The sequence below is a fragment of the Verrucosispora sp. WMMA2121 genome (assembly GCF_027460185.1).
In the GTDB taxonomy this organism is placed as follows: Bacteria; Actinomycetota; Actinomycetes; order Mycobacteriales; family Micromonosporaceae; genus Micromonospora; species Micromonospora palythoicola.
The window spans coordinates 4333140-4346673 of sequence record NZ_JAPZBH010000006.1 but is presented as its reverse complement, the minus strand read 5'-3'; the positions used below and the strand labels follow the sequence as shown (position 1 = coordinate 4346673).

Sequence of the window (13534 nt, the reverse complement as noted above, 5' to 3'; positions counted from 1 at the left end):
GACGGTGTGATGAGAACCCTGACGAAGGACCGGTGGATACGTCGCTTCCACGACGGCGAGGGGTGTACGACGAAGCTCGTCTGTTTTCCCCATGCCGGCGGCTGGGCGAGCGCGTACCGCACCTGGCCGGGGAGCCTGCCGACGGACGTCGGCGTGCTTGGCATCCGGTACCCGGGCCGGGAGGACCGCCTCAGCGAGCCGTTCCCGTCCAGTATCGAGGCTCTGGCGGACGACGTGACCGACGTGCTCGACGGGCTGGCCGGGCAGCGGATCGTGCTGTTCGGGCACAGCATGGGCGCGTCGGTGGCACACGAGGTGGCCGTGCGCCTGCACCGGCGGGGTCGTCCCCCGGCCGCGCTGTGCGTGTCGGCCCGGCTTCCTCCCGCGGCGCTGGTCGACCAGCCACGGTTCAGATACACCGATGACGAGATCATCGCCGAGATCGTCCGCCACGACGCGAGCCGTACGGAGGTCTTCGCCGACCTGGAACTGCGGGAGTTCGCGTTGCCCGCCATCCGCGCGGACCTTGAGCTGGTGAACGACTACCGAGGCGGGCGTCGGCCGCCGCTCGACTGCCCGGTGTTCGGGTACCTGGGTGAGCAGGACTCCGCGATCAGCCCGGAGCAGATGCGGGGGTGGGCGGCCGTCACGCGCGGTCCCTTCCAGCTCCGGCTGTTTCCCGGGGGGCACTTCTATCTCAGGGACGAGGAGAGCAGGCTGCTGACGGACATGGCGCGGATCTGGGCGCCGGGAGGCCGTGATGGCGATCCGCGATGACGGCGGTGGCCGCAGAGCACTCACCGAACGCTGGTCGCGCACGACGGTGAGCAGTTACGGCACCCCGGGTCTGGCTCTGGTCAAGGGCAGTGGCGCGGTGGTGACCGACGACGCCGGCCGGGAGTACCTCGACCTGATGGGCGGCGCCGCGACGAACGTGCTGGGGCATGCCCACCCGGCCGTCGTGAACGCGGTGTCCAGGCAGGCCGCGACGCTCGGCCACGTATCCAGCCGGGACGTGGCCGAGCCGACCGTGCTGCTCGGCGAACTGCTGCTGGCCCTGACCGGGCCGGGGCGGGTGGTGTTCACCGACTCCGGTGCCGAGGCGAACGAGACGGCGTTCCAGGTCGCGCGGCTCACCGGCCGGTCCGAGGTGGTCGCGACGACCGGGGCCTTCCACGGCCGGACCATGGGGACGCTCGCGTTCACCGGTCAGCCGGGCCGGGCGCATCCGTTCCGGACGCTGCCGGACGCCGTCACCCACGTCCCGTTCGGTGACGTCGAGGCACTGCGCGGCGCGGTCAGCGACAGCACGGCGATGGTGATCCTGGAGGCGATCCAGGGCGAGAACGGCGTGCTGGTACCGCCTCCCGGTTACCTCGCGGCGGCTCGCACGATCTGTACGGCGACCGGGGCGTTGCTGGTGCTGGACGAGGTGCACACCGCCCTCGGCCGCACCGGGTACTGGTTCCACCACCAGAGCGAGGGGATCGCGCCGGACTTCGTCACCCTGGCCCAGGGCCTCGGCGGCGGCCTGCCCCTCGGGGCCTGCCTGGCGTTCGGGACGGCGGCGGACCTGCTGGCCACCGGTGCCCACGGGACCACCGTCGGTGGCAGCCCGCTCAGCTGCGCGGCTGGGTTGGCGGTCATCCGCACCATCGCCGGCATGGGCCTGCTCGACCACGTCAAGCGGGTCGGCGACCGGCTGCGCGCCGGCATCGAGGCGGTCGCGCACCCGCTGATCGCCGGGGTGCGTGGCGCCGGGCTGCTGCTCGGCATCGCGCTCACCGAACCGGTCGCCGTGCCGGTGACCGACTGGCTGCGGACGGCCGGCTTTCTGGTCGACGCCGTTCAGCCCGCCGTGATCCGGCTCGCGCCGCCCCTGGTGCTCACCGCGGCTCAGGCAGACGCCTTCGTCGACGCGCTCGCGCGGGCACTTGTCGCCGATCCCGGGCCGAGACCACCGGCGCGGTTGCTGGTGCCCGAGGCGGCCTGAGCGGCACTACCTTCCCTGGCTCGACACCACCGACGGGCGGCGTACGCCGACGGTGGTGTCGGCGCACGCCGCCCGGGACGGGGGAGTGGGAAGCAGGGGTGGTGCGGGTGGCTCGGCTCGTCACCGCCGGGTCGGCCGTGGCCGGCGACCCCTACAGGCTGCGGGCGGCGATGTCACCGTAGGCGGTGGTCGCGTGGATGTTCAGGCCGGCGGCGGCGCCGTCGGTGTTGCGGAGCTCGTTGCGCACGCGGCCGTACGTGGTGCCGGCGTCCAGGGTGGCCGAGCTGTCGCGGGCGGCACCGATCGTGATGTTGCCCTGCTCGGTGCGCAGCGTGACGGTGCCGGCGACGGCCTCGGCGACGGTCAGGTTGCCCCGCTGGGTGCTGATCTGCCCGGGCCCGCCGAGACGGCCGACGGTGATGTCGCCCGACTGCAGGGTCAGGCGGGCCTGCGCGGTCTCGTCGAGCTTCACCGCGCCCTCCGCGCCGTCGAAGGTGACGTCGCCGAGGCGGCCGACGCCGCGGAACTCGACGCTGGCGGCCTCCGCCTCGACCCGTGAGCCGGCGGGCAGCTGCACCGTCACCTCGACGGACCCGGACGAGCCGAGGATCCGCCGTGCCGGCTCCGCCGCCTGGACGCGCAGGACACCGTCGTCGAAGGTGACCACGACGCGCTCGGCCGCGGTCACGTCGCGGGACTTGCCGGCGTCGGTGGGCAGGATTTCCACGGTCGTGTCGGTGCGGTCGGCGGCAATGATCTGGATGCGTCCCGCGGGGATGTCGAGCACGGCCGAGATGGCGGCGGGGGTGTCGAACCTCTGCATCATGACTCCTCCTGACTGATGTTTCCGATGCAGGAAACACTACGTTGCTTTCAGCTGGACGGCAACACTGCCGTTGCACTCCAAGGTCGTATCAGCAGCTCAGAGCAGTTATTTCGTTGCAATGGGACAGCGTTCAATGCAACTTGGCTCGGTGAACCCGTTGCAATAGCAGGCAAGTGAACGCTATGCTCGGGGCCGGTGCGGAGCACGGAAGGAGGCCATGATGCCGGGAGGTAGGCTCACTCAACCCGAGCGCCAGCAGATCGCCCTCGGGTTGGCCGACGGCCTCGCCTACGCGGCGATCGCCCGGCGGCTCAACCGGCCGACCTCGACCATCACCCGCGAGGTGATGCGCAACGGCGGTCCCACCGCCTACCGCGCCGACCTCGCTCACCACGCCACCGAGCGACGCGTCCGGCGCCGCCGGAAGGCCACTCCCGGGCGTGCCGACACACCGCCGCAGGCGCACGGTCGTGACGCCGAGGCCGTGCAGGAGTACGAGGAGACCTTCGCCACGGTCTTCATGCAGTCGGGGCTGCCCCGGATGACGGCCCGGACGCTGGCCTGCCTCTTCACCACCGACACCGGCAGCCTCAGCGCCTCGGAGCTGGTGGGGCGTCTGCGGGTGAGTCCGGCGTCGGTCTCCAAGGCGGTCGCCTTTCTCGACAGCCAGGGCCTGGTCCGCCGGGAACGTGACGAACGACGTCGCGAACGCTACGTCGTCGACGACGACGTGCTGTACGAGTCGGTGATGGCCAGCGCCCGAGCCACCGCCCACCTCGGCGAGATCGCCCGGCAGGGTGTGGGTGTCCTCGGCCGTGGCACCCCGGCCGCCACCCGGCTGGAGAACATCGCCCGCTTCGTCGACTTCGTCTCGGAGAGCATCGCCCGGGCCGCGGGTCAGGCCCGCGACATCCTGCACACGAAACTGGAGACCACCCGGAGCGACGCCTGATGAGCGTGGTGGTTTCCGACCCTCCCGGCGCATTCCCGTGGCTTCAGCGGGGAGCGCTCGGCACCGCGACGAGCCGGCGTTCGATCTCGGACACGACCGCGTCACGGTGGGTGGCCACGAAGAAGTGCCGGCCCGGGAAGGTCAGACACTCGAAGCCGCCGAGGGTGTGCCCCTGCCAGGCGGCCGCTTCGGCGGCGCTGACCACCGGGTCGTCGCGGCCGGTGAGCACGGTGATCGGGCAGCGCAGCGGCGGGCCGGCCGTGACCGGGTAGGTCTCCACGGCGCGGTAGTCGGTCCGCAGCGCGGGTAGCGCCATGGCTCGCACGTCGGGATCGTTGAGCGCCTCGGCGACGCCGGCGTCGCCGTCGAGTTCCTGCACGTGGGCGACCAGCCCGTTGTCGCTGAGTCGATGGACCGCCTCCGGCCGGCTCGTCGACGGGGCCCGCCGGCCGGACGCGAACAGGTGTGTCGGCTGGTGGCCGGCCTGTTCCAGCAGCAGCGCGGTTTCGTAACCCACGAGCGCGCCCATGCTGTGCCCGAACAGCGCGACCGGTCGCGGGCCGAAGGCGGCCAGCTGCTCGGCCACCGCCGCGGCGAGCGCCGCCACGCTGTCGACCTGCGGTTCGTCGTGGCGGTCCTGGCGGCCCGGGTACTGCACGGCCACCACGTCGACCGAGCGGGACAGGGCTGCCGAGAACGGGTAGAAGAAGCTGGCCGAGCCACCGGCGTGGGCCAGACAGACGAGGGTGACGCCGGCTTCCGGCCCGCGGTGGTACCGCCGGATCCAGCGTGGATCGGGACCGTTCATGCCGCGCACCCGGCCGGCGGCCGGAACCGGTTGATCGCGGTCAGCTGCCGCTCCCGCAGTTCGGGGTCCTCGACGCCGCCGCCCTCGGCGGCTGCCAGGCAGAGCACGCCGACCTTGCCCTGATGTCGGTTGCGGTGCAGGTCGTCGACGGCCCGACCGACGTCGTCGAGGGGATAGGTGACGGACAGCGTCGGGTGGATGCGGCCCCGCACGACGAGCCGGTTGGCCTGCCATGCCTCACGGTAGTTGGCGAAGTGCGTCCCGACGATCCGCTTGAGACTCATCCACAGATGGCGGTTGTCGAACTGGTGCTCGTACCCGCTGGTGGAGGCACAGGTCACCACGGTGCCGCCACGGCGGGCGACATAGACGGACGCGCCGAACGTCTCGCGCCCGGGGTGCTCGAAGACGATGTCGGGATCCTCTCCTCCGGTCAGCTCCCGGATTCGCTGGCCGAACCGGCGCCACTCGCGCGGGTCCTGGGTGGTCTCGTCGCGCCAGAACCGGTAGGCCTCGGCCTCCCGGTCGATGACCGCCTCGGCACCCATGCGCCGGCACACCTCAGCCTTCTCGGGGCTGGAGACCACGCATATCGGAGTGGCACCCCCGCACAGCGCGTACTGCACGGCGAACGAGCCCAGGCCGCCAGCCGCGCCCCAGATCAGCACGTTGTCGCCGAGGCGCATGCCCGCGCCGTGCGGTGACACCAGCTGCCGATAGACGGTGGAGTTGACCAGCCCGGGCGACGCGGCCTCCTCCCAGGTCAGGTGCGTCGCCTTCGGCATGAGTTGGTTCGCGTTCACCAGCGCCAGGTCGGCGAGCCCACCGAAGTTCGTCTCGTACCCCCAGATGCGCTGTTCCGGGTCCAGCATGCTGTCGTCGTGGCCGTCCGGGTGCTGTAGCTGTACCGACAGGCAGTGCGCGACCACGCGATCACCCGGGCGCCAACGCTGCACCCCCGGGCCGGTGCGCAGGACGACGCCGGCGAGGTCGGAGCCGATCACGTGGTACGGCTGGGCGTGCCGGGCGGCGAGATCACCGGTGCGGGCGTAACGGCGCAGGAAGCTGAAGGTGGGCACCGGTGCGAACAGCGCGCTCCACACGGTGTTGTAGTTGACCGCACTCGCCATCACGGCGATCAGCGCCTCACCGGGCCCTGGCTCCGGGGTCGGCACGTCGCGCACGTGCAAAGCCTTGGCCGGTTCGCGCTCGGCGAGCGGGATGTCGTCGAACATGTGCTGGTCCTCTTCGAGCAGCACGGCTCCTCGGTAGTACTCCGGTACCGGTATGGCGGCCACCGCCGCGGCGTCGGGCGCGGCCACGACCGCCGCGGCGAAGTTCGCGTTCATCGGACACCACCTGTGGCGACGGCGTTGCCGGCCATCGCCGTCTGCCGTGGCCGGGTTCGAGGGATCTCGCTCAGGAAGCCGGTGCCGGTCTTGCGACCCAGCCGCCCGGCGGCGACCAGCGCGGACAGGGCCGGCGCGGGGGCGAAGCAGGGCTCGCCGAATTCGTCGTGGAGCCGGCGCAGAATGGCCAGCGACACGTCGAGTCCGATGGTGTCGAGCAGCGCGAACGGGCCCATCGGATAGCCGAACTCGGCGCGGATCGTGGCGTCGAACTCCTCGGCCCGCACCGCACCGCGCTCCAGCAGGGTGATGGCGCGGTTGAGATAGCCGAACAGCAGGTAGTTGACGATGAATCCGCACCGGTCCGCACTGTGCACGGAGACCTTGCCCAGGCGCCGCACCAGGGCGTGCGCCGTCGCCACCGTCTGCGCCGAGGTGGTCGCGGTGGCGGCGATCTCGACCAGCCGCATCGCCGGTGCCGGGTTGAAGAAGTGCAGACCGAGCACGTCGGCGGGACGGCCGGCGGCGGCCGCGCACGCGGCGACGGACAGGCTCGAGGTGGTGGTGGCGAGCACCGTGTCGGTCGGGCAGGCGGCGGCCAGCGCGGCGAACACCCGCCGCTTGATGTCGGCGTCCTCGGCCACCGCCTCGACGACGACGTCGCAACCGGCGAGTGCGGCCTGGTCGGCCGAGGTGGTCAGGCACTCCTCGGCGGTCATCTGGGTCGGCTCGTCGAGGCGGCCGCGCGACACCGCGGCGGTGAGCGAGCGGCCGATCTGCGCCCGGGCCAGGGCGGCCCGCTCGTCGGTCCGGGCCACCACCGTGGTGTGCAGGCCGGCGACGGCGCCGACCTGCGCGATGCCGCGTGCCATGGTGCCCGACCCGACGACGCCGAGTCGGCGCGGTGGACGCGGGGCACCCGACGGACCGGAGTCCTGCGGGGCGCCGGTCTGGCCGATGTCCGGTCGGTCGTAGTCGTAGAAGCCGCGGCCGACGCGGCGGCCCAGCCGACCGTCGCACGCCATCCGGATGAGAATCGCCGCGGGCCGGATCCCGGCGTCGTCGAGCATGGCGATGGCGACGTCGATGCCGAGGTCGTCGAGATGAGCGAGTGGACCCTGCGGCAGGCCGCAGCCGAGGCGCATGGCGGTGTCGACGTCGTCGCGGGTCACATGGCCCTCACCGTGGTGAGCGGCGGCGCGGTTGAGATACTCCACCACGAGAGCTGTCGCCGTTTGATCCTGCATGCCCGCTACGCTAAGAGCGGGTCTGATGCCGGCGGCACCCCTTTTCTCCGCCTGCCGGAAAATCCGGGGCTGCTAAGGGTTAGGCGGTGTCCATTCGGGTCGACTGCCGCGAATCACCGAGCAGCGCTGCGTTCCGTCACCGGGCCCACACCGTACGTCGTAGCACAATCGATTGAACGGACAGTCCTGATTGGACGAAGTGCTCTGGTTATGAGGTAGCGGCGACCATGGATGCGTTCGTAATCTCAATGTGACACACGGTCGAGGGGTGCATTGTGGTGTGGCCACCGAAATTGGGGCAGATATGTTGATTCGCAGGGCAGGCGTCGACAAGTCGTGAGTATGGCTACCCCATCGGGACGAATACGTCACGGTGGCGCAGGGTAGGCGGGCCGATGGAATTCCGGGTACTCGGTCCGCTGGAAGCGGTCGACGACGACGGGGGTCGCCTCGACCTGGGGGGTCATCGCCAGCAGATCGTCCTGGCCAGCCTTGCCCTGGAACCGCGCCGGGTGATCTCGGTCGGGCGACTGGTGACCGCGGTCTACGGCGAGCGGCTGCCCAACAGCGCCCGTGCCCAGGTGCAGATCTGTGTGTCCGCGCTCCGCCGGCTGCTGGCGGCCAACGGGCGCCCGGAGGCGATCACCACGCGGCACCAGGGGTACGCCCTGGAAGTGCCCGATGACGATGTCGATCTGCAACGGTACGAGTCGTTGCTCGGCCGGGCGGGCGCGACCGCCGACAAGGACGAGGCCGTGCGGCTCTACCGCGAGGCGCTGCGCATGTGGCGCGGCGCGCCGCTGGAGGGCCTGGACAGCGAACCACTGCGCGCGGCCGCCGACCGGCTCGTCGAGCGCCGGCTGGCCGCCACCGAGGAGTGCATCGACTTCGAGCTCGCCCTGGGTCGACACGATGACGTGATCGCCGAGCTGACCGGGCTGGTCGCCGCCCATCCGCTGCGCGAACGGCTGCGCGGGCAGCTGATGCTCGCGCTCTACCGGTCCGGCCGGCAGGCCGAGGCGCTGGAGTGCTACCGCTCGGCCCGCCGGATTCTGATCGAGGACCTCGGCCTGGAGCCCAGCGAGCGGTTGCAGCGGTTGGAACGCTCGATCCTCGGCTCCGACATCGGGCTCGACGCGCCGCTGCCCCCGGAGCGGATCGAGATCGGGCGACCCGTCGTGGCCGAGCCGGTGGGGATCCCGCCGCCGGTCGTCATCGCCGAGCAGGCGGCGCCCGACGGCGTCGGCCCGCCCCTGCCGGCCGCCGACGGCAACATCCTGCCGGTCACCGACGTCGATCCGATCCTGCCGGTGACCGGCGGCGGCCCGAAGCTGCCGGTCACCGGCGTCGGCGTGCCCCTGCCGGTCACCGGTGGCGGCCCGAGTCTGCTGCCCACCGACATCGCGGACTTCACCGGTCGCACCGAACAGGTCCAGGAAATTCAGGAAAGGCTCGCCGAGGCCGCGGAGAACCCAGCTCAGTTGGCGGTGCCGATCGTCGTGGTCGCCGGCAAGCCCGGCATCGGCAAGACCTCGCTGTGCGTACACGTCGCGCACCGGCTCACCTGGCGCTATCCGGACGGCCAGCTCTTCGCCGACCTGCACGGCGGTGCGTCCCGGCAGGCCAGTCCGACCCAGGTGCTGGAACGCTTCCTGCGCGGCCTCGGCGTGCCGGGCAACGCGATCCCGGACGAGTTGGAGGAGCGCGCGGAGATGTACCGCGACCTGCTGGCCGACCGGCGCATCCTGGTCGTGCTGGACAACGCCGGCAGCGAGACGCAACTGCTGCCGCTGCTGCCGGGCAACCCCAGCTCCGCGGTGCTGGTCACCAGCCGGCGGCGCCTGGCCGGGCTCCCGGGCGCGGTGCACATCGAGGTGGACGTCTTCGACTCGGTCCAGTCGATCGCGCTGTTGTCGCGGATAGCCGGGGGCGACCGGGTGCAGGCCGAGGCGGACGCGGCGGCCGAGCTGGCCGAGCTGTGCGGGCAGCTGCCGCTGGCGTTGCGGATCGCCGGCGCGCGGCTGTCGGCGCGCCCGCACTGGACGGTGGAGCAGCTCGCCAGCCGTCTGGAGAACGAATCCCGCCGACTCGACGAGCTCAAGCACGGTGCCCTGGGGATCCGGGTGAGCATCTCGCTCACCTACGACAACCTGGCCGATGAGGCCCGCCGGCTGTTCCGCCGGCTGGCCCTGCTCGATTTCCCGGCCTTCGGTGGCTGGGTCAGCGCCGCGCTGCTCGACCAGCCGCTGGCCGACGCGCAGGACCTGCTCGATGAGCTGGTCGACGCGCAGCTGGTCGAGATCACCGGCACCGAGGGGGGTCCGCGCGCCCAGTACCGGCTTCACGATCTCATCCGGGTGTTCGCTCGGGAACGGCTGGCCGCGGAGGAGTGCGCCACCGACCACAGCGCGGCCTTGGCGCGGGTGCTCGGCGGGCTGCTCTTCCTCGCCGAGCAGGCGCACGAGCGGTTGCACGGTTGCGACACTCGGCAGGTGCACAGTCAGGCCGAGCGGTGGACGTTCGCCCCGAAGGTGGTGGCGCGGATCATCCGTGATCCGCTGGGCTGGCTGGAGCGCGAGCGCCTGAACCTGGTCGCCGCCGTGCGCCAGACGGTCAAGGTCGGCCTGGTCGAGCTGTGCTGGGACCTCGCGTTCACGTCGGTGACCCTGTTCGAGTCGCGGATCTATCTCGACGACTGGCGAGAGACCCACCGGGTGGCCCTGGCCGCGTGCCGATCCGTTGGCGATCAGCGCGGCGAGGCGGTGATGCTGTACTCCACCGGCTCGCTCGGCATCGTCGAGAAGCGCTTCACCGACGCGCGGGAGAATCTGGAGCAGTCCGAGCTGCTGTTCAAACAGCTCGGTGCCGAGCACGGGGTCGCCCTGGTCAGCCGCCAACTGGCCTATCTGGACCGGATCGCCAGCGACTTCGACAACGCGACGCGTCGCTACGAGAGTGCGTTGCACGTGCTGCTCGCCGCCGGTGACCTGACCGCGGCGGCCTACGTGCTGAACAGCATGGCGCAGACCGCGCTGGAACGCGGCAACCCGGAGGAGGCCAAGCGGATATTGCCGCGCGCGTTGGAGCTGAGTCGACAGGCTGGCAGCCGGCGCGTCGAGGCGCAGGTGCTGCTCCGGCTGGCCGACGCGCACCTGAGCGCCGGGGACCACGCGGCGGCCGTGACGGCGTTCGACGAGACCCTGACCGTGGTGCGTGACCTGGGTGATCCGATCGGCCAGGCCTACGCGCTGCACGGACTGGGCCTGGCCCACCTGTGCTCCGGCGACCACGAGCAGGCGGGCCGCGCGCTCACCGAAGCGCGGAGGCTGGCGTCCAGCACGGGCGAGCGGATGATCGAGGCGCGGGTCGAACGCAGCCTGGGCGAGTTGGACCTGGCGGTCGGTAAGGCACCGCAGGCGGTGGTGCACCTGAACCGGGCCCTGAGCCTGTTCCGCAGCATCCAGGCGCCGACGTTCGAGGCGCGGGTGCTGGCCATGCTCAGCGAGGCGTACGCCGCCGCCGGTGGTGGCGACCAACGGTACGCCGAGCCGGCGGAGAGCGAGGCGACGGCCACGCCAGCCCACCACGAGATGACCGCGACGTAGCCGCCGCCACGGGCCGGGCGAATGGCCGGCGGTGTCGGCCTTTCCGCTCGGCGGGGCAACCGTGGTGCCGGTTGCGGCACCACAATTGCAAAAAGACGGTGTGCGGGCGATAAGCCTGCACACCGTCTTTCTGCTGTGGCGGGTCGTTCGGCAGCGCGGATCCGTAGTTGTGAGGCGTTCCGTCCGGTGCGGCGTCGATCAGGTCCAGGGCCAGTTGTCCAGCGTGGTCGAGTTCACGGTCGTCTCGCCGGCGGAGAGCGTGGTGTCGGCTTGTGCGGCGGAGGCACCGGCCAGGGCGAGCCCGATACCGAACAAACCGGCGACAATGGCCTTGGCGATGTGAGCAGCAGTTGAACGCATGGTTAATCCTCGTTTCTTAGCGGATTACCGGCTGCCTTGAGAGCGGTGCGGCAGCGGTTCTGGAAACGAAGTTATGGCCCCGGTCCATTGGCGCACTATTGACTTCTTTTCTGCCTCCGATGCTCGGCCACGGCCGCGACGATAGGCATTCGAATGCACGGCGATAGCGGCCCATTCGATGATCGCGGAAACCAGGCGCCCGCGCAGTCGCGGGCTGAACAGGAGCAAAATTCGATGAAGGTCACTGCGCAGGCCCTTGATGTGGTATACGGCCGACCTGCTGCCGGAGTTCCGGCGCGGCTGGAGCGGCGTACGACCAGAGGCTGGGAGCCGGTGGCCGGCACGGCGACCGACGACGCCGGCCACATCCTCGACTGGACGGACAGTCGACTGGTCAAGGGTGACTACCGCGTCGTTTTCGACAGCGGCTCCTATTTCGCCAACCTCGGAGTCAGCACCACCTACCCCGAGATCGCGGTTGTCGTCGGGCTCCTCGACGAGACGGACGCCTGTGAGATCCAGGTGCTGCTGGCGCCGTACTCGTGCTCGATGTTTCTCGGTGCTCGCAGCTGACATCGAAGGGCGCGCCGCGCGCGCCGTCGTGCTGAAGCGCCGCGACGAACCACCACGCCGCGGCGATGATCAAGGAGGACAGCATGCATTCCTTTTCCAACGCGGTGAAGCGCTACCGGCCGGCCGTCCATGAGCCGCTGCCGGACCGCACCTGGCCGGATCGGGTCATCGCCGCGGCCCCCCGCTGGCTCTCGACCGACCTTCGCGACGGCAACCAGTCGCTCGTCAACCCGATGGACCCGGCCCGGAAGCTGAGCATGTTCCGGTTGCTGGTGACGATGGGTTACCGGGAGATCGAGGTCGGCTTTCCGTCGGCGAGCAGGGACGACCACGACTTCCTGCGGCTGCTCATCGAGAAGGACCTGATCCCCGACGACGTACGGATCACCGTGTTGGTCCAGGCGCGCGACGACCTGATCCGGCGCACCGTGCAGAGCCTGGTCGGCGCGGCGCGCGCCACCGTGCACCTCTACAACGCGACCTCGCCGCTGTTCCGCCGGATGGTGCTCGGCGTCGACCGGGACGGGTGCCGGCAGCTCGCCGTGCACGGCACGCAGCTGATGATGAAGTACGCCGAGGAGAGCCTCGCCGACTGCGACCTGGGCTACCAGTACTCGCCCGAGCTGTTCAACGACACCGAGGCGGACTTCTCCCTGGAGGTCTGCGAGGCGGTGATGGACGTGTGGCAGCCGGAGCCCGGCCGGCCGATCATCCTGAACTTCCCGACCACCGTCGAACGCACCATGCCCAACGTCTTCGCCGACCGGATCGAGTGGATGGACCGGCATCTGAGCCGGCGCGAGCACCTGTGCCTGTCGGTGCATCCGCACAACGACCGGGGCACCGGGGTGGCCACCGCGGAGATGGCCGTGCTCGCCGGTGCCGAGCGCATCGAGGGCTGCCTGTTCGGCAACGGCGAGCGGGCCGGCAACGTCGACCTGGTGACGCTGGGGTTGAACCTGTTCAGCCAGGGTGTCGACCCGGGCATCGACTTCTCCGGTCTGGACCGGATCCGGCGCACCGCCGAGCGGTGCACCGACCTGCCGGTGCACCCCCGGCACCCGTACGCCGGGGACCTGGCCTACACCGCCTTCTCCGGCTCCCACCAGGACGCCATCAACAAGGGCTTCGCCGAGCAGAGCCGGGTCGCGGCCGAGCAGGGCGTCCCGGTGGACGAGGTCGCCTGGGAGATTCCCTATCTGCCGATCGACCCGCAGGACGTGGGTCGCGCCTACGAGAGTGTGGTGCGGATCAACAGCCAGTCCGGCAAGGGCGGGGTGGCGTACGTGTTGAGTTCCCGGCTCGGGCTGCATCCGCCGCGGGAGCTGCAGCTGGAGTTCGCCGGCCTGGTGCAGTCCTACGCCGATGCCGAGGGCGGCGAGATCGACCCCGAGCGGGTGTGCGCCCTGTTCCGCGACGAGTACGTGTCCGGGTCGCTGATGGTGGTGCCGGTGGCGACGGCCCGTCCGGTGTCCGCGTATCTGCACATCGACGGTGCCGCGTTCACCGTCGGTGGGCAACGCACCGACGAGTTGGAACGGATCGGGCGGTCGTTGGCCCGCTGGGGCGTCGAGGTGCGGGCGGTGCACCGCACCGGCACCGGGCTGGCCGACTCGACCGGCCTGGTCGTGTACGCGGAGCTGCGGGTGGGCGAGGAGACCCTGTGGGGCGCCGGCATCGAGGCCGACCTGCCGGCGGCGGTGTCGGCCGCGGTGCGCTCGGCGGTGGCCCGGGTCGGTCGGACCCCGCTGGCGTCGCCACCGCGGCAGGACCAGGCACCGGCGGTCACGCCACGCTACGCCCGGGTCGGGTGAGCACAAT

General features: G+C 71.1%; 11 protein-coding genes. 6 read left to right on the top strand and 5 right to left on the bottom strand.

The window, feature by feature from the left end; translation table 11 throughout:
* Window positions 1-9: 9 nt before the first annotated feature.
* Window positions 10-777 carry a thioesterase II family protein gene (locus O7605_RS28555; RefSeq protein ID WP_269742059.1) on the top strand — a complete coding sequence of 256 codons (768 nt, stop codon included), beginning with the start codon at window positions 10-12 and terminating at the stop codon, window positions 775-777.
* Window positions 761-1993 carry an acetylornithine transaminase gene (locus O7605_RS28550; protein ID WP_269742058.1) on the top strand — a complete coding sequence of 411 codons (1233 nt, stop codon included), beginning with the start codon at window positions 761-763 and terminating at the stop codon, window positions 1991-1993. Before O7605_RS28555 ends, O7605_RS28550 begins: the two co-directional genes overlap by 17 nt.
* Before the next feature lie 151 nt (window positions 1994-2144).
* On the opposite strand, the gene O7605_RS28545 is transcribed toward O7605_RS28550, so the two are convergent.
* The gene (locus O7605_RS28545; RefSeq protein ID WP_332317158.1) at window positions 2145-2819 is read right to left on the bottom strand and encodes a DUF4097 family beta strand repeat-containing protein; all 675 of its coding nucleotides are present in this window, start codon (window positions 2817-2819) and stop codon (window positions 2145-2147) included.
* A 220-nt stretch (window positions 2820-3039) separates the two neighbouring features.
* Between O7605_RS28545 and O7605_RS28540 the strand changes: the two genes are divergently transcribed.
* The gene (locus O7605_RS28540) at window positions 3040-3771 is read left to right on the top strand and encodes a helix-turn-helix domain-containing protein (protein WP_269742057.1); all 732 of its coding nucleotides are present in this window, start codon (window positions 3040-3042) and stop codon (window positions 3769-3771) included.
* A 43-nt stretch (window positions 3772-3814) separates the two neighbouring features.
* Here O7605_RS28540 and O7605_RS28535 read toward each other — a convergent pair whose 3' ends face one another.
* The 3 genes from O7605_RS28535 to O7605_RS28525 are packed head-to-tail and all read right to left on the bottom strand — an operon-like array spanning window position 3815 to window position 7175.
* Window positions 3815-4579: a thioesterase II family protein gene (locus tag O7605_RS28535; RefSeq protein WP_269742056.1), complete on the bottom strand. Its 765-nt coding sequence runs from the start codon at window positions 4577-4579 to the stop codon at window positions 3815-3817.
* Window positions 4576-5928, bottom strand: coding sequence for a crotonyl-CoA carboxylase/reductase (ccrA, locus tag O7605_RS28530; protein WP_269742055.1), 1353 nt, complete (start codon window positions 5926-5928; stop codon window positions 4576-4578). The genes O7605_RS28535 and ccrA overlap by 4 nt, the downstream gene beginning before the upstream one ends.
* Entirely contained in the window at window positions 5925-7175 is a 1251-nt protein-coding gene (locus O7605_RS28525; RefSeq protein WP_269742054.1) for a 3-hydroxyacyl-CoA dehydrogenase NAD-binding domain-containing protein, read from the bottom strand. The genes ccrA and O7605_RS28525 overlap by 4 nt, the downstream gene beginning before the upstream one ends.
* A 395-nt stretch (window positions 7176-7570) precedes the next feature.
* Here O7605_RS28525 and O7605_RS28520 point away from each other — a divergent pair, with 395 nt between their 5' ends.
* Window positions 7571-10780: an AfsR/SARP family transcriptional regulator gene (locus O7605_RS28520; RefSeq protein ID WP_269742053.1), complete on the top strand. Its 3210-nt coding sequence runs from the start codon at window positions 7571-7573 to the stop codon at window positions 10778-10780.
* 198 nt (window positions 10781-10978) lie between these two features.
* On the opposite strand, the gene O7605_RS28515 is transcribed toward O7605_RS28520, so the two are convergent.
* Entirely contained in the window at window positions 10979-11140 is a 162-nt protein-coding gene (locus O7605_RS28515) for a hypothetical protein (protein ID WP_269742052.1), read from the bottom strand.
* 234 nt (window positions 11141-11374) lie between these two features.
* On the opposite strand from O7605_RS28515, the gene O7605_RS28510 reads away from it, so the two are divergent.
* Both O7605_RS28510 and O7605_RS28505 read left to right on the top strand, forming a co-directional pair.
* Window positions 11375-11713: a hydroxyisourate hydrolase gene (locus tag O7605_RS28510; protein WP_269742051.1), complete on the top strand. Its 339-nt coding sequence runs from the start codon at window positions 11375-11377 to the stop codon at window positions 11711-11713.
* A gap of 83 nt (window positions 11714-11796) precedes the next feature.
* A complete protein-coding gene (locus tag O7605_RS28505) occupies window positions 11797-13527 on the top strand; it encodes a 2-isopropylmalate synthase (RefSeq protein ID WP_269742050.1) in 1731 nt (576 codons plus the stop codon).
* Window positions 13528-13534: the final 7 nt, after the last annotated feature.

Coding starts and splice junctions, on each gene's coding strand:
- O7605_RS28510 (WP_269742051.1), top strand. CDS start 11,375: ATGAAGGTCACTGCGCAGGCCCTTGATGTGGTATACGGCCGACCTGCT.
- O7605_RS28525 (WP_269742054.1), bottom strand. CDS start 7,175: ATGCAGGATCAAACGGCGACAGCTCTCGTGGTGGAGTATCTCAACCGC.
- O7605_RS28520 (WP_269742053.1), top strand. CDS start 7,571: ATGGAATTCCGGGTACTCGGTCCGCTGGAAGCGGTCGACGACGACGGG.
- O7605_RS28555 (WP_269742059.1), top strand. CDS start 10: ATGAGAACCCTGACGAAGGACCGGTGGATACGTCGCTTCCACGACGGC.
- O7605_RS28540 (WP_269742057.1), top strand. CDS start 3,040: ATGCCGGGAGGTAGGCTCACTCAACCCGAGCGCCAGCAGATCGCCCTC.
- ccrA (WP_269742055.1), bottom strand. CDS start 5,928: ATGAACGCGAACTTCGCCGCGGCGGTCGTGGCCGCGCCCGACGCCGCG.
- O7605_RS28545 (WP_332317158.1), bottom strand. CDS start 2,819: ATGATGCAGAGGTTCGACACCCCCGCCGCCATCTCGGCCGTGCTCGAC.
- O7605_RS28505 (WP_269742050.1), top strand. CDS start 11,797: ATGCATTCCTTTTCCAACGCGGTGAAGCGCTACCGGCCGGCCGTCCAT.
- O7605_RS28535 (WP_269742056.1), bottom strand. CDS start 4,579: ATGAACGGTCCCGATCCACGCTGGATCCGGCGGTACCACCGCGGGCCG.
- O7605_RS28515 (WP_269742052.1), bottom strand. CDS start 11,140: ATGCGTTCAACTGCTGCTCACATCGCCAAGGCCATTGTCGCCGGTTTG.
- O7605_RS28550 (WP_269742058.1), top strand. CDS start 761: ATGGCGATCCGCGATGACGGCGGTGGCCGCAGAGCACTCACCGAACGC.